Below are 20,955 nucleotides of genomic sequence, written 5' to 3'. Positions count from 1 at the left end.
TGGTGATGAGAACAGCCAAACTGTACCGCTACAAACTGCCAATGGACAGTGGTGTGATCCTGCGCGAGCAACGTTTGACTGTGCGGGAAGGCTTTGTGATTGAGCTTTGCTGCGACGGTCAAATTGGTCGCGGTGAAGTCGCGCCGTTGCCTGGCTTTAGCGTGGAGAGCCTCGATGAGGCTTACGCGCAATTGGTCGAGCAGCTTTCTTACTGGCAGCTAGGCCAAGAATTGGCGCTGGATGCGCTGCACCCGTCGGTGGCCTTTGGTCTATCGATGGCGCAGATGGAGCTCGACAACGCCTTGCCGGCTGAGGGCTGTTTTCAGGCCGCGCCGCTTTGCTCGGGCGACCCAGATGAGTTGTTGCCCAAACTGGCGGGGATGAGCGGGGAGAAAGTCGCCAAAATCAAAGTTGGCTTGTATGAGCCAATCCGAGACGGCCTACTGGTGAGCCTATTTCTTGAGTCGATTCCCGATTTGACGCTGCGTCTTGATGCGAACCGAGCATGGAGCGCGGACAAGGCGGCGCAATTTGCTAAGAAAATCGCGCCGTCGCTACGTCAACGTATCGCTTTTATTGAAGAGCCGTGTCAAGCGCCGGGGGACAGCTTCTCCTTTGCCATCAATACCGGCATAGCGATTGCCTGGGATGAAACACTGCAGCATGCCATGCGCAGCGAGGATTTCTCACTGCACGATCTCAATGGCGCCAAAGCGATCATCATCAAACCGACCTTAATCGGTTCGATTGAACGCTGTAAATCGCTGATTGAGCAAGCGATGTCGCTGGGGATAAAACCGGTGATCAGTTCAAGTATTGAGTCGAGCCTTGGCTTGACTCAACTGGCGCGCCTTACCCATTGGTTGCTGCCGGAGACGATTCCAGGTTTAGATACCGTCGGATTGTTTGCCGCGCAACTTGAGGTCCCTTGGCCGGGCTGTGAGCTGCCCGTTACGCCACTCTCTTCGCAAAGTCTCATCTGGCAATGTTAATCGCCGCTGTGAGATACGATCACTGTGATGGAAGGCTTCAAGTTGTCACCCGTTAGACAATGGGCGCAGCAGCGCCCATTGCAACTGGCCTTGCGCACGCCAGAGCGAGACTATACCTGGGCAGAGCTGTCTGATGTGGTCAGTGAAACAGCATCGACTCTCGCTCAGCAAGGTGTGGGACAGGGTGATGTGCTCACCTGCATCGATAAAAACAATTCGGAACTCCTGTTTGTGTTGTTGGCGTGTATGGAGCTAGGGGCCATTTGCGCCATCAGCATGCCCGATAGTGAGCAGGAGAGGGCGCAAAAGTTTTCTACGTTGTATCCCGCATCCAACGCTGTGAAGCTGTGGTCTTCTCGCCAAGATATTCGCAGTACCCTCCGCTTAGACTTTTCTGCCAACCAGCGACAACGCCAAGAGAATTTTTCTCACAGTTACCACCCAGATAACCTCGCGACGCTGATTTTTACTTCAGGCTCGACTGGGCCTGCTAAGGCCGTCGCCCATACACACGCGCAGCATTTGGCCTCAGCGACGGGTCTATTGGCGCACTTTTCTTTTCAGCCTGAAGATTGCTGGCTACTGAGCTTGCCGCTTTATCATGTCTCTGGGATGGCGATTGTCTATCGTTGGTTGGTCAGTGGCGCGCAGCTCAAAGTGGGCACGGGTGAGTTGGCGCAAGACATTCAACAGGTGACTCACGCCTCGCTGGTGGCGACGCAGCTTAAACGTTTACTCGATAGCCCACAGCCTTTACAGCTGAGTCGTGTGTTGCTCGGTGGCAGCCATATTCCGCTAGAGCTTAGTCAACAAGCGGCGGATCGCGGTATCGATACCTGGCTGGGGTATGGGTTGACGGAAGCGGCCTCGACCGTGACAGCAAAACGCGTGGATGGCAAAGAGAGCGCCGGTGTGGTGTTACCCCATCGCCGCGTGATGGTGCACGACGGGCGGATTTTGATTGGCGGTGAGACACTCGCGTCAGGGTACTACTTTCAAGGTCAATTGACCCCGCTCCCGACGGTTCGCGTGCCGGGCCAGGGTGATGGGTTTGATAGCAAAGATTTAGGCCAGTGGCAGGACAATGAGCTGTGCATACTTGGCCGCGCCGACAACTTATTTATCTCTGGCGGTGAGAATGTACACTGCGAAGAGATAGAAGCGGCGCTCTGTACCCACAGTGCGATTCGCCAAGCGATTGTGGTACCCATTGACGACGCAGAATATGGCCAGCGGCCAATCGCAGTTATCGATGCCAATACACTGCCCGATAAAACTGAGCTAGATTCCCACCTAACACCACTATTAGCCAAGTTCAAATGGCCCATCGGTTACTATTTGATGCCCCCTGAATTGACCCAAACAGGCATCAAAGTCTCACGTTATGAGGTTAAGAAGTTTGTAGTTTCAAGTTCCTAGTGGCTAGTTCCTAGAGTAGGGCTTTCTCCTTCTAGGAACCAGAAACTAGCCACTCGCCTCTCCTCACCCATTAGGTCTTTTGGCAATATCACAGACCAAATCTGAATTTCGTTTTGTTATTCCTCTCTTTCATAATAATCGCAAGTTTAAATGGTGAAGGGAATAAGCAATGAATGCGATCTTGATCGTCGCGGTGGTGATTCAGATTATTGTCGCGACGCAAAGCGAGGGTGTGATGCGCTCGTTGTGCGAGCTCACGGCTTTCCTTTTGGTCATTGTGTTTGTTTTTCGTCAGCGTCAGCGATTGAGCCCACGTCATAGACAGCAAGACAACAAAGTGATGATCGAACCAGAAGATCTCTAATGTCGGTTTGCGCGTTAACTGAGCATTAGCCAAGTCAGTGAACCGCTTGAAATCAACACCCATAAGGTGATGCCAAACAACAAGGGCTTGGGTCCGGCAGCTTTCAATTTTTCTAGCGAAATACCACATCCAATCAAAAACAAACAGACCACTAATGCGCGTTTTGCCAGCGCGAAAAGGCCTTCATAGAGCACCTGAAATTGCGGTAGCGCATCACTCACTCCGATCGCGGCGCAGTAGAACAGGATGAAATAGGGAATGGTGACCTTTTTTGCATCGCTGTGAAAAATCCACGCACTCACCAGAGCCACAGGCACTATCCATAACGCACGCGCTAACTTTAGCGTGGTTGCGGTGGTAAGCGCTTCCTCACCGTATGACGAAGCGGCGCCGACCACCGAAGAGGTGTCATGGATGGCGATGGCGGCCCAAGTTCCGAAGGTGTGTTGGTCGAGATTGAAGGCGTGTCCAATCAACGGGAACACAAATAAAGCGACCGAGTTAAGCACAAATACGGTTGCGAGTGCCAAGCCAATTTGGTCGTCTTTCGCATTGATCGCCGGTGATACGGCGGCGATGGCGCTGCCGCCACAAATCGCGGTGCCCGATGAGATTAAATATCCGGTGACCGTGTCCAGCTTAAGCTTCTTCGCTAGCCAGCTACCGATGAGCAAGGTGCCAACGATGGTGGTGATAATCAGGCCGATGCCATCCGCTGTGACGCTGATGGCTTGCTGAAATTGAATACCAAAACCCAAGCCAACAATAGAATAGGCGAGCAGCTTTTTGGTGATTTTTGCAAGCGGGATCGACGCCGGTACCCAGCCCATCGACGCGATCAAAAAGCCAATCACCAGTGCGGTGGGTGACGAAATCCAGGGCGTTAAACACAGGGCCAGTGCTGCCCAGAAAAGCCAAGTTGAAGAGGATCGGATCATCGTTGCTCTAAGTGCCTACAGAAACGTGTTCAGTGAATAACGTCAGTCTAAAGCAGTTTTGTTGTTAAGTAGATTAGTATGATTTGAACAAGCGTTAAGTTTTTCTTAACGCTCGTCTTCACAGTGAGCGCCTGTATCAAGTCGTGTGCGGGGTGATTATCGCCAATCGCCGCGCAGTTCTAGTACGCGTTGCTTCATCCCTTCGGCGGAGGCTTCTTGCGGCGTAACCGGCTCTCCGGCTTCGATTTCAATTCTCGACCAGAATCGACTCGGCAAGCCTTTGCAGGCACTGCCTTTCACGCGACTAAAGTAGCTGCCCCACATGCCTTTCAGAGCGACGGGAATCACAGGGACAGGGCTGCGTTTAAGAATGATGTCCATACCGCGCATAAAAGGGCCGATTTCGCCATCAGGCGTCAGTGTGCCCTCAGGGAAAATACAGACGATGTGTCCCTCTGCCAGCGATTGTTCCACTTCGCTGAACGCGCGGCGGATAGAGCCTCGGTTTTGCGCGCAAATCGGAATCACGCCCGCCCGCTTTAAAAAGCGTTTTAGCGGAGGAAGATGGGCGTACTCTTCATGCATCACAAAACGAATCAAACGCGGACACACCGCGCTCAGTAGCAGCGCATCCATATAACTGACGTGGTTACAGACAATCAGTGCGCCGCCCTGTTCGGGCAGATGGTGTAAGTTTTTGTGTTTGACGCGATAGGCGCTGTGCGTCAGCACCCAAACCAAAAAACGCACCGCAAAAATCGGCACTTGCAGGAAGAGATAGAGCGCGACTAAGGCATTCAACACCGACAGCAGAATAAACAGCTGCACTATGGAGAGGTTGAGTAAGCTCAGGCACACAATGCCCATCACAGCACTGCCTACCATAAAGAGTGAGTTGTAAATATTGAGCGCCGCAACGACCTGCGCGCGCTCATTCTCCTTTGAGCGTTGCTGCATTAACGCATACAGAGGCACGATAAACAGACCGCCAGAGGCGCCCAGCAGTAGCAGATAAACAAACACTGGCCACAGTGCTGAGTGGCTAATAAACGCGTGGAACGTAGAAAATTCAGGCAATTGATCAGGGACAGCGAGCGCCATTAGCAGACCAAACAGGGTAATTCCGGCACTGCCAAGTGGCACGATGCCAATATCGATGCGATTTTTCGATAGCTTGTCACACGCCATGGAGCCAACCGCAATGCCGACTGAAAACAGCGCGAGCAGGAAGGAGACCGCGGCTTCATTACCACTTAAGTGCAGTTTGGTGAAATTTGGGAACTGAGTCAGGTAGGCAGCGCCTAAAAACCAGAACCAACTGATCGCCATTAAAGTTTGAAAGACGGTTCTGTCGCGTTTTGCAATCGCAAGTGTACGGCGTGTCTGTTGGATAGGCTGCCAACGAAAGGTCAGGTTTGGGTCGCTGGCTGGGGCAACCGGAATTGATCGGCTCGCGAGATAACCCGCAATCGCAAACACCACGACGGCGCCCGCCGCAACGTATTTGGCGTTCTCTGCGGAGGCAATGACGCCAGCGCCCAGTGTGCCAAGCAAAATCGCAAGAAAGGTGCCGGTTTCGACTAAGGCGTTGCCGTTCACCAGTTCATGTTGCTTAAGCTGAGAAGGTAATAGCGCGTATTTAATCGGCCCGAAAAACGCCGATTGGGTACCCATTAAAAACAGCAACAAGAGCAAAATAACATAGCTTTCGGTAATAAAACCGACAGCGCCAAGGCACATAATGGCAATTTCCGCCAATTTGACCTTACGAATGAAGCCCGCTTTTTCGTATTTGTCTGCCAATACTCCCGCCGACGCCGAGAATAAAAAGAAAGGCAAGATGAAGAGGCCCGCAGCGAGGTTGATAAATAAGTTGCTAGAGATGGGGAGCGCGTTTGCGCCCGCGAACGCGACAAACAGCAGCAAAACATTTTTGAAAATGTTGTCGTTAAACGCGCCAAAAAACTGAGTAATAAAATAGGGTAGAAAGCGCTGTTGTCGAAGAAGCGAGGTCTGGGGCTCTGACATGAAGGGGCCTTTTATTGATTACCAGCTTTTAAGATAGCTCGAAAGTAAATTTTCGATAAGCACTTTGCCCTCAATCGGCTCAGCAGCAAAAAACTTATCATCGACACTGAGCAAGGTAATGCCGTGAACGCCCGCCCACAACACGCGACTGGCTTTCACCACCTCTTGATCTGAGCGATGAGGGGAAACAGCTTTCAGCAGATGTTCCAGCATGCTGGTCATACCGTCAATGCGCTGTGCTTGCCATTCGGGCAGCGCTTCCCCGTTCATGTTGTGCTCAAAAATGAGCTGCCAACGGTAAGGGTGGCGCGCCGCAAAGTCGTGGTAGCAATAGGCAAGCTCATATAAGGCTTTGGTGCTGTGGTTACAACGTTCAACGACCTTTTTTGACTCAAGCGCGAGTTCGTCCAGTGTTTGAGCGACCGCGTGTAAGAGCAGCAGATTGTAGTTGCCAAACACATTCACCAAGGTGCTCGGAACATAGCCGATTTTGTTCGCCAGCTTACGCAGGCTCAACTCATGATGAGAGTGAGTCGTGAGGAACTCTTTTACCGTGTCTAAGGTGAGTGCGATCAGCTCTTCGCGAGTGTGGTCGTTGCGTCTGGCCATAAAAAGGGGATGAAAATGAACAATGTTCAATATTCTAATAAGCACCTGTTCGATCCGCAACAAAACAATCACTAAATTGGGGCGTTTCCTTGCGGATAGCTGCAATATTCTGATACATCATAAACCCGGCTTCTGGTTTCTTTATTAAGGATGACTGGGTATTATGCGATGATAACGAAAACTTCATCCTCAAATGGAAACTCTAAGGAAAAATATGAAACGTTTGTTTTCCCTAGTTGCTCTACTCATGGTCTCTGTCGCCATGACGCCTGTTGCCGAAGCGAAAAAGTTCGGTGGTGGTAAATCTTTCGGTAAAAGCTTTAAAACAGCCCCTGCGCCGAAGCAGCAGCAACAAAACACCAATACGCTGGGTAAAGACCAAGCGACCAAAGCACCGAGCTCAAGCAAAAAAGGCTTAATGGGCGGCTTGCTTGGCGGTCTGCTGGCTGGTGGCCTGCTCGCGGCATTTTTCGGTGGCGCGTTCGAGGGCATCCAATTTATGGATATTCTCATTCTCGGTTTGATCGCCTTTGTGATCTTCAAATTTATGCGCGGCATGCTGGGCGCAAAACAGGGCAGCATGAATCAACATCGTCAGCAACCTGCTTTTGGCGGCAGCGCACCCAAGTTCGAACAGCCGAATGTTCACAACTTTGAACAAGCGTCTGCCTCTTCTGCGGGCGGTTTTGGTGCACAGACTGATGTGCCACACAACACGCCACCGGGTTTTGACCAAGCGGCCTTCATCAACGGCGCGCGTGAGCACTACCGCATTTTGCAAGGAGCGTGGAACCACAACCAGTTGGATACCATTGAAGAGTACGTGTCACCAAGCTTGTTTGAAGACCTAAAAGCAGAGCGTGCGAAGCTAGAGGGCGATCAACACACTGACGTTATGTACGTGGATGCGGAAATCGTGCGAGCGGACTACGACGCGTCAAAAGCGCAACTGAGCCTACAGTTTAGCGGTCGCTACCGTGATGCGGTGGAAGGCGTTGAAGAGAATATCGAAGACATCTGGCACCTAGAGCGTGACTTAACCGTCGACAATGCGCCATGGTTGATTGTTGGCATCCAAGGGTAATATCCTAAGGTATAAACTGATGTAAGAAAACGCCCATTTCGATGGGCGTTTTTTTCACCTCTCCATGATTGACCTTAACAACGAAAACAAGGAATGAGTAACGTGGCTGATTTTAAGTACCAACACCTCTCACAGGAAGAACAAGACAAACTCGATGCTGCTGTGTTTCGCCGCTTGCTGTCACATCTAGACGACAATAAAGACGTGCAAAATATCGACCTGATGATCTTGGCGGGCTTTTGCCGCAACTGCTTTAGCAAATGGTACAAAGCCGAGGCAGACAACCAAGGGTTAGAATTGGACATTGATGACGCGCGCGAGCGTGTTTACGGCATGACTTACGATGAGTGGAAGCAAAACCATCAACCTAAGGCTACCCCAGAGCAGTTGGCTGCGTTTGAAGCTCGTCAGAATCGCACCAAATAGCAAACGGCTACAGAGCGAGTCAAAGTAGTAGCAAACGTCAGAGACAAAAAAGCCAGCGAAGGTTCCACCTCGCTGGCTTTTGTCTAGGTTGTGTTTAGGTGTGGTTTAGAGCTTGAGAAGCACCTTAACATCGCCCGTAACCGCAGACTCATCCACATAGCCAATCGCGCTGGCATTCGAAGAGACTTCCGCAATCACGCCAGCGTAATCCGCCACTTGAACAGGCGCTTCGGCTTTACCCGTAAAGACCAAGCGTGACCAAGCCGATTGCAGCTGAGACTCACTGCGACCCGTGGCGATTTCATGAAAAGCAATACGCCCAGCGTCGCCATCAGCCAGCTCAACGATACGCGCAGTTGAGCCATTGTCGAGCTTGGTTTTCTTGCCCATAAAGAGCTTTTTCACATCACCCGCTGAAAGTGAGTCCACACCAGCCGGATTACCAATCACGACCATACCTGCTAGCGCATTGAATGAAAGGGCAGAAGCCGCTAATAAAGTGATCAGTTTTTTCATCGCTTCCTCCTTAGAATACAAAGTCTAGACGTGCAGAGTAGACAAGTGTGCTGTCTTCGTAGTCAGAGCTTGAAGGATCATTGGTTGATACTCCACCCGTCGTGTCTTTGTAGTCAACATATGTCACGTCAAATTTTAACGCCATGCTTTGGTAGAAATCCCAACGAGTGCCGACTGAATAAGACATACGCTCGTAATTTAACGCGGATAGTCCGCTTAGCAGCGGTCTCTCTTTATCATCTGTTGTTTCTACCCAGCTACTTGCTAGATAAGGCGTGAATTCGTTGATTCGGTAGCCGATAAGACCTGATACTGAACGTGTGTCCGAAAACTTACCATCGAGCTGTACATCAGTTCCTTCAACGTTGACTAGTAAATCACCATTGTCGTATTGAGCACCAATAGAGATGAACTGACCATCTTGCTCGTGTACTTCTAGCACATCTGCTAGGTAGCAACTACTAGTTGGGCTTCCTTGTGATGCGCCTTTTGCACACTCAGGGTTAGCTTCTGCCACAAAGTAAGAACCACGAAGCGTGAGATCATTGAAGTTCCAGTTGGCTGACAAACCCATCATTTTATCCAGTTTAACTTCGCCGATGCTTGAGTCATCTTCGTCTACGGTTGCGATACCTAGCACGGGTTGAAGCAGAAGCGTTGAGTCTTCAAAGTCAATCGGCACGAGCAGTTCTGCACCCGTGTAGCCTTTCAAGACGATGTTTTCGTACGTCTCTTGTGATGGACGAATCATCGGATAGGCGTAGCCCAAATCGACATAGTCAGAGTAGAAGAATAGCGGTAGACGCAGCTTACCTGCACGCGCTGTAAATGAGTCAAAGTCGTAAGAGACGTAAGCCATCTCGAACTTTGGATCGTAATCATAACGGCTGTTCGCTACGATTTGAGTGACAAACTTGGCTCGATCATTGATCTGGAAATCAAACTGCAAACCGCCAAGGGTTTCTTGTTCCCACTCAAGGTGCTCATCCGTGTAACCGGCGTAGCCGACGGCGTTATCCGCTTTACCCATGCCGACAGAACCAAATCCACTGATGGATAGGTCTTCTAAACTGGCAGCGTTAGCGCCAAATGCGGCGAGTGCCACACAGCTTGCTAGAATCGTTCTTTTCATCCTGAACTCCACTACTTTATGTTGGGGGTTATCATAGTTATTTAATTTTGGGCGAATTTGTCCACACCATCGCGCTTACGAGACGGTGTGAGAGACAAAGAGGTCGCTACTTGACCTTAAAGTGACTCGTCAGTTCGGTTAAGTTAGCGGTAATAATGTTGATGTTTTGCGCGACGCTATCGAGCTCACCGACACTGTCTGCCGTGCCTTGAGCCATGTTGCGGATGTTGGCCACTATGGTTTCAATCTCTGCGGATGTGCGTTCTTGCTCTTCTGTGGAAGAAGCAATCAGTTCGTTTTTGTGGCTAATATCCGAGACGTCAGCGGTGATGCGTTGCAAGGATTGCTCAGCAACGAGCGATTTCTCTACGCACGCTTCCGCTTTGTTGGCGCTTTCGGTAATGATGTTGGCAGCGGTTTTGGTCTGTTCCTGTAACTGCTGCAAGACAGATTGAATTTCTTGAGTAGAGGTTTGAGTGCGAGAAGCGAGGGTACGCACTTCATCGGCCACCACGGCAAATCCTCGGCCCTGTTCGCCCGCGCGGGCGGCTTCAATGGCGGCGTTAAGCGCCAGTAAGTTGGTTTGCTCAGCAATGGCGCTGATCGCATCCAGAATCGAGCCCGCATTTTGGGTGTTGGCATCGAGCTGTTGAACGACGGTCGAGGCGTTTCTCACGTCTTCCGTCAGTTCTTGAACGGCAGTGATGGTGCTCTTAACTTGCACTTCACCGTTGCTGGCTTGCTCACTGGCGCTGTTGGCTGAGACGGATGCATCGCTGGCGTTGGAAGCAATCAGCCTTGCAGCTTCAAATAATTGCGCCAATGAACGAGAGACTTCTTCGATCGCTTGGTATTGTTTATCTGAGAGGCTAGAGGTCGAATGGCTCGACTCCACTAGAGTGGTGGAAATGTTGTCCAGCTTACTCACATTTTCGATAGTGTGGGTGACGTTTTGTTGCAACTTATCAACGAATACGTTGAAGGAGTCGACCACGGGTTTCAATTCATCGCGTTTGTCATGTTGAATACGAACGGTGAGATCGCCATCGCCCTCGGCAATATCGCGCATGTTTTCAGCTAAGGCACCCAGATCGCGGCGAATACCGCGAGTCACAAATGCGCCCATGACGATGATCAGAGCCAGCGCCACAACGCCAAGAACGCTCATGTTGCGACTTGCGGTCACGTTGTCACTTTGTAGCTCCGTCACCGACTGTTCAAACTCATCAATGCGAGCTTGAGAGAAATCGGACATTTGGGTGGTCAGTTGGCTAAGAAGTTGGTTGTTTGCTTCGGCTTTTTTGGCCGCCTCGGACAGATCGAGTTCACCATCAATCATGCCGAGCGCGACATCATAAGTGCCATTGAAATAACTTTCTAACGTCGATTTAAGTTGCGCAGTCTGTGATTTTAGTGCCGGCTGCAACGTGGCTTGCATCTCAAAGTTGCCGACGATTTCCGCGAGCGTATCACGGTTGATGTCGAGCATCTCTTCATCACCAAGTGTTACGGCGAGATTGAATCGCTCTGCAAGCTGAGAGAGCAGCACAGAGTTCAGGGAGGCCGAGTTCATCACGGGGTAATAAAGCTTATTGATATCACGAACTTGTTCGGTGTTATTGGTGAGGGTTGAGCCACCGATAGAGAGAATGCTCACAAAGCCGAATAGCGACACCAAGCAGAGTGCAAGGACCTTCCCACGAATGGAGAGCGACAGCATAGAAATTTCCTTATTTCAGTATCAACAATTTAATGGTGACTGTTATAGTTTTAAGGTACGTAATATTATTATCAATAATCATCACATCTTATCAACACTAAAACAATAACCTAACCACGTTATTTTGCTATTACTGTGAAGGATAGTCGCTCTTTTGGGACTCTGCTGAGTTTAAAACAGAAGTCTTAGGTTAAAAATTGATTTTTGTATGACTTAGTCCCTTGCTATTTTCGTTATTTATAATAAATACAACGGGTTAATAATCGCACGATTTTATCACCCGTTGTTTGAATTTATCGGATGTTTAGCCCCGATCCTGTGGTTGCAAACTGTTTAAGTTGCGTGAGGTAAGGCGCTAAATCACCAATGTGATCCTCAACCCATTCTGGTGAAAAGTAGGTATCGAGGTAGCGCTCGCCACTGTCACAGAGTAGCGTGACAATCGCGCCTTGCTCGCCTTTGGCTTTCATTTCGCTGGCAATTTGTAGCGCGCCGAACAGATTGGTGCCTGTAGATGGCCCCACTTTACGCCCCAGAATCCCCTCAAGCCAATGGATGGTCGCGACCGAGGCGGCGTCCGGAATGGTGCGCATTTCATCGATAACGCCGGGAATAAAGCTCGGTTCAACTCTTGGGCGGCCGATCCCTTCTATTTTACTGCCACAGTCGAGCGTCAATGAGGTATTGCCAGTACGATAAAATTGATGGAACACTGAGTGTTCTGGGTCAACCACGCACAACTTGGTGTTGTGCTGTTGATAGCGAATAAAGCGGCCAATGGTGGCGGAAGTGCCGCCTGTTCCCGGGCTCATGACTATCCAACTGGGGATAGGGTGTGTCTCGAGTGCCATCTGGCTAAAGATCGAGTTGGCAATATTGTTGTTGCCGCGCCAGTCTGTCGCGCGCTCGGCATAAGTGAACTGGTCCATATAATGGCCGTTGAGCTCTTTGGCGAGGCGGTGAGATTCTGCGTAAATCTGGTCGGTGCGTTCGACCAGATGCGCTTTGCCACCGTAAAATTCGATTTGCTCAATTTTTTTCCGCGCGGTGCATTTGGGCATCACGGCGATAAAGGGCAACCCAAGTAGCCGCGCAAAGTATGCCTCAGAGACCGCGGTACTGCCGGAAGAGGATTCAATGATCGGAGTGTCAGGCCCGACCCAACCATTGCATATTGCGTACAGAAACAGTGAACGTGCCAATCGGTGCTTAAGCGAGCCGGTAGGGTGCGTGCTTTCATCTTTTAAGTAGATATCAATGCCGTCAACACACGGCAAATCGAGTTTGATGAGGTGAGTGTCGGCGCTGCGTTGATAGTCTGCTTCAATTTTGCGCACAGCGCTGTTTATCCAATCATGATCTTTACACACGGTATCGCTTCCATTGTTCATGCAATGAAAATAAACTAACTTCAAATAAGGAGAAATGCTTACCTATTTTTCCTTGTATTTACTGTCAAGGTAGAAAAAAATTCTCCCATAACCCATAACCCATAACCCATAACCCATAACCCATAACCCATAACCCATAACCCAAGGCCTCACCATGCAACTAGACCGCATCGATAAAACCCTCCTCAACTTGCTGCAACAAGATGCGACGCTGTCGTTGAACGATCTGGCGGACGCGGTGAATCTAACGACGACACCGTGCTGGAAGCGGCTGAAAAAGTTGGAAGAGAGTGGCGTTATAGAGCGTCGCGTTGCGTTGCTCAACCCTGACAAACTGGAGTTGTCGTTTACGGCGTTTGTGTTAGTGAAAACATCGGATCACTCGCATGGCTGGTATAGCCACTTTGTCGAGACCGTGTCGGAGTTCCCTGAGGTGATGGAGTTCTATCGGATGGCGGGAGAGTATGACTACATGATGAAAGTGCTGGTGAAAGACATGCCGTGTTTTGACCGCTTCTACAAAAAGTTGGTCAACTCGGTGGCGGGTATCTCTAATGTTACGTCGACCTTTGCTATGGAGCCCCTGAAATACACCACGGCGTTGCCGATTCAGGGATAGCGTTATGATTAGCAATGACTGGCAGCGCCTGAAAAATAGCGCCGCGCTTGGATGATTCCAAATACGGCATTGGCGTTATTGAGTAAATCGCATCACACCTTCTTGCACCGCAGTGGCGACCAGATGTCCCTCACGATTGTATATCTCGCCACGGACTAAGCCTCGGGTATTGCTGGCGGTCGGGCTCTCGATGGCATACAGCAACCAGTCATCCATTTTAAAAGGGCGATGGAACCAAATTGAGTGGTCGATGGTAGCCACTTGAAACTTCGGTGTCATCAAAGAAACACCGTGCGGATGAAGCGCGGTCACGAGGAATCCCCAATCAGAAGCGTATCCAAGCAAGTATTGGTGAATCAGTTGATTGTCGGGCATCTCACCGTTGGCACGAATCCAAAGATACTGCTTGGCGTCGACTTTTTGCGGATTTAACGGATTGACGACGGTGACCGGGCGCATCTCAATTGGCTTCTCCCCACAAAACGCTTTTTTCAGCCTCTCTGGCAACATGTGTTCGATTTGCGCAGCGAGCTCAGACTCGGATTTAAAGTTTTCAGGCCCAGGAATATTCGGCATGGTGTTTTGATGCTCAAAGCCCGGCGCATCACCATGATAGGAGGCGGTGAGGTAGAAAATCGGTCGACCGTTTTGAATCGCTTTTACCCGACGTGTGCTGAAGCTTCGGCCATCGCGCAGGTTTTCAACATCGTAAATGATCGGTTTTTCCGGATCGCCCGGGTAGAGAAAGTAGCTGTGAAATGAGTGCACAGTGCGCGCATCATCCACTGTGTAGCGAGCGGCAGAAAGCGCCTGACCAATCACTTGTCCTCCATAGACTTGCGGTAGGCCAAGGTTTTCACTTTGGCCGCGAAACAATCCTTCTTCTAATTTTTCAAGTTTCAGTAGTTCTAGGAGTTCTTTGAGAGGTTTACTCATTGGCAGATCCTTCCCCTTGTCGAGCGGGTTTCATAGGTACAGGTTGACGATAGCGACTATTTTATCGGTTGAGTGATAAATTTAAACAGCTGTATGAAATTGTAGTCAGACTTTTCTGATTTGCGTTAGGTCGCGGTCAACTCTTTCATCAATAAGCACCACTGTGCACAGCCATCGTTTATACTCAAGACGATTCTCCCGCTTACGTTGGGTTTTTGGCGAACAAATTAAAGAGGCACTATGAAAAAGAATATCACGCATTGGTTTTTAGCATGCACTGCGATACTTGCGCTCGCAGGTTGCCAAGCGGGGCAACCATCGGCGACAGCGTCGAAAATGGAAACAGTCTCCGGTACTCTTGCCTACCGAGAGCGGATCGCACTGCCGAGCGAAGCCTTGGTGACGGTCACGTTGCAAGATGTCTCACTGGCGGATGCGCCAGCAAAAGTGATCGCCAAACAGCAGTTTTCGGCGGATGGGGCACAAGTTCCGTTTACGTTTGAGCTCAGTTACGATCCGAGCCAAATTGACGCGCGGCATACTTATAGCGTCAGCGCAAGAATTGAGGTGGATGGGAAATTACGTTTTATCTCTGATACCGCGTACCGCGTGATTACCGATGAAGCGAAAACGCAGCAGGTGAATCTACTGCTTAAAGGTGTGCGTTAAACATCGTCTTACGGCTGCCAGCGATAGCGAACCAGTCTTACTCGGCCTTCTGGTAAGACCTCAATGCCCTCTTCAATGAGGGCGTTTTTTTGTCTTTCAAACGCTTCGCCTTTTAGTGAGAGCTTACCTTGACTATTGATGACCCGAAACCAAGGCAGAGACGATCCCTCAGGCAGTTGGCCTAGCGCTCGGCCGACATGTCTTGCGTAACCTGGGTAACCCGCCATTTTTGCAATCTCTCCGTAGGTAGAGACCTTTCCACATGGAATTTGGTGAATCACAGCAAAGATTTGCGCGAGAAACTGGTCCATAATGCTTTTGTCCTAGTTCGATTTTTTCCATGGAATGGATAAGGAGAGAGGATGGTATTGTCTACATTTCAGTTCTTTGTCGCAACACTGCTGGCGGTGATTTGCGCCCGCACCATCAGCATAAGTGAAGGAGACATCCCACTGCTCGCGATGCTCATTCCCGCGCTTTGGATATTGCCTCAAGGCGGTATTGTCGGGTTGATATTGATCGGTGCAATGACGGTTTACGGCTTGACGTTGCCTTATCAGCCGATTGCGTTGTCTGTAAGCCAATGGATACTCTTTCCGCTCTTAATGGTGGTGTTCTCAAAACGCAGCAATATGTGGGTGGTGTTAACCATCGCATTGATTGTCGCAGCGCTGCAAGTCGGCATTATGGTCACACAGGCCGGTGGAAAATTAGAGGGCAGTGCCTTTATCACTGTGCTGCAAACCCTCTCAATATCGGTGGTGTGGTGGTCAGCCAATCACTGGAAACCATCGAATAAACATAGCTGGTGGGCGCTCAGTTTGATTTTGCCCCTGTGGATGGCTGAACTCTCCTACGGCGTGCTGGTGGCACTCTCGCTGACGGGTATGATTGCCTCAATGGAAACGCTGACGAAGCTAAAAACATTGCGTTGGGGGAAATTGCTCTGTTGGACGCTACCGACCGTCGGATTTGCCGCTTTAGTGGTGTCGCCCAATATTGAGGTGCCTAACCCGGTATTTGTGGTGTGGTTTGCCTTGTTAGGTACGGCGTGGATGACCGATTACATCCTTCGCAGTGCGGAAGAAGCGGAGATTTAGTTGCATAGCTCTCACTATAAAGCGTTTGGGCTAGCAATTATTTGGCGTATGCAACCGAGTGTGCGAGAATCTTGCGTAATTGCAATCTCATGCAAAGGGGTGAGCAGTCTTCACCAGGACTGGTTACTTGGGTTAGTTTTTCGCTAGAGACATGAACAATGTGGTTTAGGTTTTGGCTACGGATGGTCAAACTCGGCCAAGGATTGTGGCTACTGTTGGCGTTGATGGGAGGAGCCCATGCAGCGCAAGAGCAGTATCGGGTCGCGATGGAAGCCGATGACGTCGTCACGAGGACGCTGTTTGATGCAGTATCGCAGCATTTTTCCATCAAAGTAGAGTATGTGCTCTATCCTAGTTTTAGCGACATCTTACAATCTGTCGAGTCTGGTGAGAGCGATTTCGCGGCCAATGTCACCTACACCCCTGAGCGTGCCCAATACTTCGATTTTTCTGCGCCCACTAACATTGAATACACCTATTTGTTTAGCCCCCAAGCCCGCCGCTTAGGGGACGTTCAAGTTGTGGGCGTGCCCAACGGCACGATTTATGGCGAGCTGATTGAGCGCCACTTTCCTGCGATTACCCTCATCGAATACTCGGGCCATCACGAAGCGGTTCGACTACTGAATGCCGGTGAAGTTGACGGCGTTGTTGACGCCATTAACCAGCTTAAGCCGATGTTGCTTTCCGGTTTTGATGCTGAACTGCTGAATGATCAAATCCCCATTAAACCGGTCTCTATCGTGACAACCAAAGGCCAACACGCGGATCTCCTAGCCGCGATAGAACATTACGTCCATAGCGCTAGCGTACAAAAACTGTTGCGTGAGTCGATTCGACAATACCAATTTAATATTCGCAGAGATGCACTACGAAATGTGGCGAAAGAGAGCGGCCTTGACCTTGATCGCCCACTGAGAGTGAAGTTGGAGAATTTTGGTCAGTACGCGACTTATCATGCCGACGGCAGTGTGTCTGGGATCGCAGCTGACGTTTTGTTTCAAGCGTGTGACATCTTACTGCTTAAGTGCCAGCTTGAGAGTCAAGCCAATGAAACTTGGGAAAGCATGTACCAAGATTTGGTCAATCAGGCCATCGATGTACTTGCTCCGGTTGCAGTGCTGGAATCGCGTAGGGGTGAGCTGCTCTTTGGTGATTCTTACTACTTCCCTGAAGCGATTTTGGTCAAACGGGAAGGGTACAAGAAGGGCGTCTACAGCAACATTTCTGAATTGATTGCAGAGCGTATTGGCGTGATAAAAGAGGCGGCATCTGAATCACTGCTGAATGTCTTGCTGCCCAACAAGCGCTTTAAGGTCTACAACAATAGCCAAGCGTTGGTGACGGCGCTACTGAATGGCGAAATCGACTACATCCCCATGACGCGCGGCAGTTTCCATGCGCTGCTGCGTGAGAGCAAAGAGGTGTTGCCACTCGAAGAGGACACCGCGATAGCGCCTTTCTACCGTTCAGAGGTAGCGATGGGCTTTGCAAACAATGAACTCGGAGCGCAATTGGTGCCGCTGTTCAATCAGGCGCTGACGATGATCAACGTCGAGAAAATCATCCACCTCTATGACAACCAGCCAGACTGGAAAGCCACGCTGCATAACGAGAAAAGCTTAGCCCAGCAGAACCAAGCATTGCTTCTGTTTGTGCTGGCGTTCTTGGTCATCGTGGCGTATTTCCTCTATAGCCAATCGAATACGGATAACTTAACGCGTTTGAGAAACAGGCGTGCCATGCAGCGTAAATATCGCCTCGGTCTCAAATCGCGTGACACTTTGGTCTATTTTGATGTCAACGGGTTCAAAGCCATCAATGATACCTATGGGCATGAGATAGGTGATGAGGTGTTAAAAGCGATCGCCAACCAGATCGTTCGCTACTGGCAAGGCAGCGCGTATCGTATCGGTGGTGATGAGTTTATTTTGATTGGCCCGATGGATGAAGGGCAACTGGATATTCTCGCTCAACATGTTGCCGCCTTAACCTATACCTCATGGGACAACAGTGTGTCACTCAACATTACATTGGCTATGGGCGTTTGCCAAGCGAGCGCTCGCTCACTGACACTTCAGCAAGCCCTGAATCAGGCGGATCAAGCGATGTACAGCCACAAACGCAAGCAGCGAGAGCGCAGCAGCCAAGGCGCAAAAGAGCAAGGTAGCTTGGTTAACTGCTCCGTCAATGGCTAAGTAGCTACAATTGCCTAATGATTAGGCAGTTAAGCCACTTTTCGTTGATTTGTCTGGTTAACCGCTTGAAATCAGTCAGGCGATGATTGATAATCCCCACACTTCTTAGCGCACAGTCGCAAGAAAAACGAATCAATGGAGGCTCTGGTCCTCCCGCAACAATAGCTTGTGAACTCGGTCAGGTCCGGAAGGAAGCAGCCGCAGCAAGTGACTTGTGTGCCGGGATGTGGCTGGGGCTTCCACCCTTTTGAAGCCTGCAATATATGTCGCATAAATTGCAGGCTTTTTCATATCTGCACAGCATTGGGTTCTGTGTCGCTAGGCGAAGGATTCATCTCACGTATACAGGATATGACAGTCTTCATCAGTTAGCTCATGTTTGCCCCTTTTCTTTTTTCGACGAATTCAACAACCACTTGACCAAAGTAACGATTGACTCACTTTCCCTCACCTCACTATGTGGTCAAATTTACTACCGCACTGCAGAGCAACAGATAACTATGATTACGATACGAGACTACCAGCACTCAGACGCCCTAGAAATGTGGCAGCTGAAGTTCCAAACGATTAGAACCGTGAATATCAAAGACTACACTTTTGAGCAAGTATCCGCTTGGGCTCCGGATGGCTTTGATATGGCGGTTTGGCAAAAGCGCACCGATGGTATGAAACCTTTTGTTGCGGAACTCGAAGGCAAAATAGTCGGCTTTGCAGATTTACAGAAGGATGGGTATATCGACCATTTTTTCTGTCATGCCGATTATCAAGGCATCGGGGTAGGGCGACGATTAATGGAGCACCTATTCACGAAAGGACGCAGACTAGGCATCAAGCGTTATTATTCTCACGTGAGCATCACCGCCCGTCCGTTTTATGAGCACCTTGGCTTTCGTGTTGTAGGAAAGCAGCAAGTTGATGTACGTGGGCAGCAACTCACCAACTTCATAATGGAAACAAGCGGCTAAGATGGATTGGGCAACGGCCGAAGTGCGATTTTGTTACTCGCTTACAATTGGCTTTCTATCGGCAGCCATCCGCTGATCCAAGCGCCCATTTTTAACCATAGGCTAGCATCGGGTTCGCTATCGAATTGCACGGACTGTGCGTGATCGATCCAAATCAGTTCGCCCTCTTGCACAGTGACTTGGTAGGCCTTCTCATTCAATTTACTGTACAGCTGCGCTAATGCACGCTCAGCGTACTCAGGTTGTTCGAACAGTACCGCCAACTCGGTATTGAGCTCCGCAGAGCGCGGGTCAAGGTTCATCGAACCGACGGCAATTTTGCTCCGATCGAGTACGATGACTTTGGCATGTAAGCTGGCGTTACTGCTGCCCTTGATGCTCCAACTGTTGTCGATGTCTGCTGTCGCTTTGACCTCCCAAAGGATAACGCCGCCTTCAATGAGCGCTTGGCGATATTTCGCGTACCAACCGTGAACGGCGAAAACGTCATTGGACGCGAGACTGTTGGTAATAATCGTCACTTCAATCCCTTTCTCAACCGCTGAAATCAAGGCTTGTGTACCAGATTCCGTCGGGACAAAGTAGGGGGAAATCAAGACCAACTCACTCTCTGTTTGGCTAAGAAATTGTGTCAATCCGCTTTTTAGTGGCTCGCCTTGTCCTAGCACTTTGTTTGGCGAGTCGTAGATAAGCTGCGCCTTACCCCAGAAAAGCGAGAGTTCTGCGTTAATAAGCTTTTGATAAAGAGGTAACTGGGTAAAGTCGTATTGGCCCTGCGTGAACTGCTCTTCGATTTTAGAGCTTGCGACCCAATCTGAGATGGCTTCAGAGGTGAGCGGTGTGCGATTGGGGTAAATCCACTCCATTGGGATAGCGAAGTCGCTGTTCCAATATTCATCGAACTGCTCACTCACCGCTGCGACGGCTTCACCGTGCATCAACAGATCAAAGTCGCCAAACTCGACATCCGATTGAAATGAAAAGTACTCATTGCCAATGTTTCGCCCGCCAATCACTGACGCGACATTATCTGCCGTGAGTGATTTATTGTGCATGCGGTGGTTAAGACGGTCAAAATCACTGAGGAAGGCCGCGCCGCGCGCTGTGCGATATTGGTGAGGATTGAATAGACGAATCTCGATGTTTGGGTGTGAGTTGATGTAAGCCATGACCTTGTCATCGCGCTTTTGCATGTCGTCTAACAATAGGCGAACTCGGACGCCTCGCTCTGCGGCGATGAACAGTCGCCAACTGAGCAGTTGGCTGGTTTCGTCGTCACGGAAAATATAATACTGAAGATCTAAGCTTGCCTTTGCGGATTCAATCAGCGCCAAGCGAGTCAGGAGAGCGTCGTGGCCATGCTCTAAAGGATAGAATCCTGTCTCTCCCGGCGTCTTTTTCGAAAGGGCAGAGAAATAGTGATCTAAGGGTGAGTTATGCTGATATGGCAGGGCGGTGCTGGTGGTCTTCTCATTATGGGTGTCAGGTGACAGGGAAGTACACGCCGTCATGGCGATCATAACTAAGCTAATCAACAGCGTTTTAAATAAAGAAGACAAAGCCAGCGCCTGTTCAAAACCGATAGATACCCTTGAGTGTAAATGAGTCACGCTAGAGAACTTGCTATTTTGCGTTTTTGAGATGGATAAGTATGAGAGACGTCACATTGGCGGTTTATAAAGCATTCCACGCATTCGCCACGACGATGAATAGCTAAAAAACACACAAAATAAAGCTCTAAATTTATCAATGTAGAGTGGGCTATTGACTGAAGTGTTGAGCATTGGCAGTGAGTTATTTGTTTCGTGAATGATCACTTTTGGCGCAGGTTGACTAAATAGGTGCATCA

The 20,955-nt window shown here is 49.9% G+C and carries 20 protein-coding genes and 1 other RNA gene; 11 read left to right on the top strand and 10 right to left on the bottom strand.

Features of this window, described 5'->3' with window-relative positions; all coding sequences use genetic code 11:
* Positions 1-5: 5 nt before the first annotated feature.
* The 3 genes from menC to AC6R0L_RS15715 all read left to right on the top strand — a co-directional run bounded on the left by menC (position 6) and on the right by AC6R0L_RS15715 (position 2,775).
* On the top strand, positions 6-992 hold the full coding sequence (gene menC / locus AC6R0L_RS15725; protein WP_500629711.1) for an o-succinylbenzoate synthase: 987 nt from the start codon (positions 6-8) through the stop codon (positions 990-992).
* 27 nt (positions 993-1,019) lie between these two features.
* Positions 1,020-2,411 (top strand): o-succinylbenzoate--CoA ligase, encoded by a 1,392-nt coding sequence (gene menE / locus AC6R0L_RS15720; RefSeq protein ID WP_500629710.1) that lies wholly within the window; start codon positions 1,020-1,022, stop codon positions 2,409-2,411.
* A 169-nt stretch (positions 2,412-2,580) separates the two neighbouring features.
* Complete coding sequence (locus AC6R0L_RS15715; RefSeq protein WP_500625873.1) at positions 2,581-2,775, top strand: hypothetical protein; 195 nt, start codon at positions 2,581-2,583, stop codon at positions 2,773-2,775.
* Positions 2,776-2,789: 14 nt separating this feature from the next.
* Here the strand turns inward: AC6R0L_RS15715 and AC6R0L_RS15710 are convergent, their stop codons facing one another.
* From AC6R0L_RS15710 to AC6R0L_RS15700, 3 genes are all read right to left on the bottom strand, one after another.
* Positions 2,790-3,713: a YeiH family protein gene (locus tag AC6R0L_RS15710; protein WP_500629709.1), complete on the bottom strand. Its 924-nt coding sequence runs from the start codon at positions 3,711-3,713 to the stop codon at positions 2,790-2,792.
* A gap of 156 nt (positions 3,714-3,869) precedes the next feature.
* Positions 3,870-5,741, bottom strand: coding sequence for an MFS transporter (locus AC6R0L_RS15705; protein WP_500629708.1), 1,872 nt, complete (start codon positions 5,739-5,741; stop codon positions 3,870-3,872).
* 18 nt (positions 5,742-5,759) lie between these two features.
* Positions 5,760-6,350, bottom strand: coding sequence for a TetR/AcrR family transcriptional regulator (locus AC6R0L_RS15700; RefSeq protein ID WP_500629745.1), 591 nt, complete (start codon positions 6,348-6,350; stop codon positions 5,760-5,762).
* A 214-nt stretch (positions 6,351-6,564) separates the two neighbouring features.
* Here AC6R0L_RS15700 and AC6R0L_RS15695 point away from each other — a divergent pair, with 214 nt between their 5' ends.
* Both AC6R0L_RS15695 and AC6R0L_RS15690 read left to right on the top strand, forming a co-directional pair.
* On the top strand, positions 6,565-7,434 hold the full coding sequence (locus AC6R0L_RS15695; protein WP_500629707.1) for a Tim44 domain-containing protein: 870 nt from the start codon (positions 6,565-6,567) through the stop codon (positions 7,432-7,434).
* A 102-nt stretch (positions 7,435-7,536) separates the two neighbouring features.
* Complete coding sequence (locus tag AC6R0L_RS15690) at positions 7,537-7,860, top strand: DUF1244 domain-containing protein (RefSeq protein WP_487903446.1); 324 nt, start codon at positions 7,537-7,539, stop codon at positions 7,858-7,860.
* A 105-nt stretch (positions 7,861-7,965) separates the two neighbouring features.
* Here the strand turns inward: AC6R0L_RS15690 and AC6R0L_RS15685 are convergent, their stop codons facing one another.
* The 4 genes from AC6R0L_RS15685 to AC6R0L_RS15670 form a co-directional block, all read right to left on the bottom strand.
* Positions 7,966-8,376, bottom strand: a complete 411-nt coding sequence (locus AC6R0L_RS15685) for a phosphate ABC transporter substrate-binding protein (protein WP_334550902.1) — start codon at positions 8,374-8,376, stop codon at positions 7,966-7,968.
* A gap of 10 nt (positions 8,377-8,386) precedes the next feature.
* Positions 8,387-9,508, bottom strand: coding sequence for a hypothetical protein (locus AC6R0L_RS15680; protein WP_500629706.1), 1,122 nt, complete (start codon positions 9,506-9,508; stop codon positions 8,387-8,389).
* Between the two features lie 106 nt (positions 9,509-9,614).
* Positions 9,615-11,081 carry a methyl-accepting chemotaxis protein gene (locus AC6R0L_RS15675; RefSeq protein WP_500629744.1) on the bottom strand — a complete coding sequence of 489 codons (1,467 nt, stop codon included), beginning with the start codon at positions 11,079-11,081 and terminating at the stop codon, positions 9,615-9,617.
* Between the two features lie 440 nt (positions 11,082-11,521).
* Complete coding sequence (locus AC6R0L_RS15670) at positions 11,522-12,598, bottom strand: PLP-dependent cysteine synthase family protein (RefSeq protein WP_500629705.1); 1,077 nt, start codon at positions 12,596-12,598, stop codon at positions 11,522-11,524.
* 175 nt (positions 12,599-12,773) lie between these two features.
* Here AC6R0L_RS15670 and AC6R0L_RS15665 point away from each other — a divergent pair, with 175 nt between their 5' ends.
* Positions 12,774-13,238 (top strand): Lrp/AsnC family transcriptional regulator, encoded by a 465-nt coding sequence (locus tag AC6R0L_RS15665; protein WP_487903569.1) that lies wholly within the window; start codon positions 12,774-12,776, stop codon positions 13,236-13,238.
* A gap of 75 nt (positions 13,239-13,313) precedes the next feature.
* Here AC6R0L_RS15665 and tesB read toward each other — a convergent pair whose 3' ends face one another.
* Positions 13,314-14,174, bottom strand: a complete 861-nt coding sequence (gene tesB / locus AC6R0L_RS15660) for an acyl-CoA thioesterase II (protein WP_500629704.1) — start codon at positions 14,172-14,174, stop codon at positions 13,314-13,316.
* Positions 14,175-14,414: 240 nt separating this feature from the next.
* Here tesB and AC6R0L_RS15655 point away from each other — a divergent pair, with 240 nt between their 5' ends.
* On the top strand, positions 14,415-14,843 hold the full coding sequence (locus AC6R0L_RS15655) for a YbaY family lipoprotein (protein ID WP_500629703.1): 429 nt from the start codon (positions 14,415-14,417) through the stop codon (positions 14,841-14,843).
* 8 nt (positions 14,844-14,851) lie between these two features.
* Here AC6R0L_RS15655 and AC6R0L_RS15650 read toward each other — a convergent pair whose 3' ends face one another.
* Positions 14,852-15,154, bottom strand: a complete 303-nt coding sequence (locus tag AC6R0L_RS15650) for an MGMT family protein (protein WP_500629702.1) — start codon at positions 15,152-15,154, stop codon at positions 14,852-14,854.
* Positions 15,155-15,205: 51 nt separating this feature from the next.
* On the opposite strand from AC6R0L_RS15650, the gene AC6R0L_RS15645 reads away from it, so the two are divergent.
* From AC6R0L_RS15645 to AC6R0L_RS15630, 4 genes are all read left to right on the top strand, one after another.
* Positions 15,206-15,943 carry a VP0952 family biofilm-associated protein gene (locus tag AC6R0L_RS15645; RefSeq protein WP_500629701.1) on the top strand — a complete coding sequence of 246 codons (738 nt, stop codon included), beginning with the start codon at positions 15,206-15,208 and terminating at the stop codon, positions 15,941-15,943.
* Between the two features lie 158 nt (positions 15,944-16,101).
* Positions 16,102-18,141 (top strand): GGDEF domain-containing protein, encoded by a 2,040-nt coding sequence (locus AC6R0L_RS15640; RefSeq protein WP_500629700.1) that lies wholly within the window; start codon positions 16,102-16,104, stop codon positions 18,139-18,141.
* Positions 18,142-18,283: 142 nt separating this feature from the next.
* Positions 18,284-18,380, top strand: an RNA gene (gene ffs / locus AC6R0L_RS15635) — signal recognition particle sRNA small type.
* A gap of 261 nt (positions 18,381-18,641) precedes the next feature.
* Positions 18,642-19,106: a GNAT family N-acetyltransferase gene (locus tag AC6R0L_RS15630; protein WP_500629743.1), complete on the top strand. Its 465-nt coding sequence runs from the start codon at positions 18,642-18,644 to the stop codon at positions 19,104-19,106.
* 41 nt (positions 19,107-19,147) lie between these two features.
* On the opposite strand, the gene AC6R0L_RS15625 is transcribed toward AC6R0L_RS15630, so the two are convergent.
* Entirely contained in the window at positions 19,148-20,626 is a 1,479-nt protein-coding gene (locus AC6R0L_RS15625; RefSeq protein ID WP_500629742.1) for a phospholipase D family protein, read from the bottom strand.
* Positions 20,627-20,955 lie beyond the last annotated feature (329 nt).

This window comes from Vibrio sp. R15-SG3-ISO1A (genome assembly GCF_059833955.1).
This window is presented reverse-complemented; position numbering and strand designations above follow the sequence as displayed.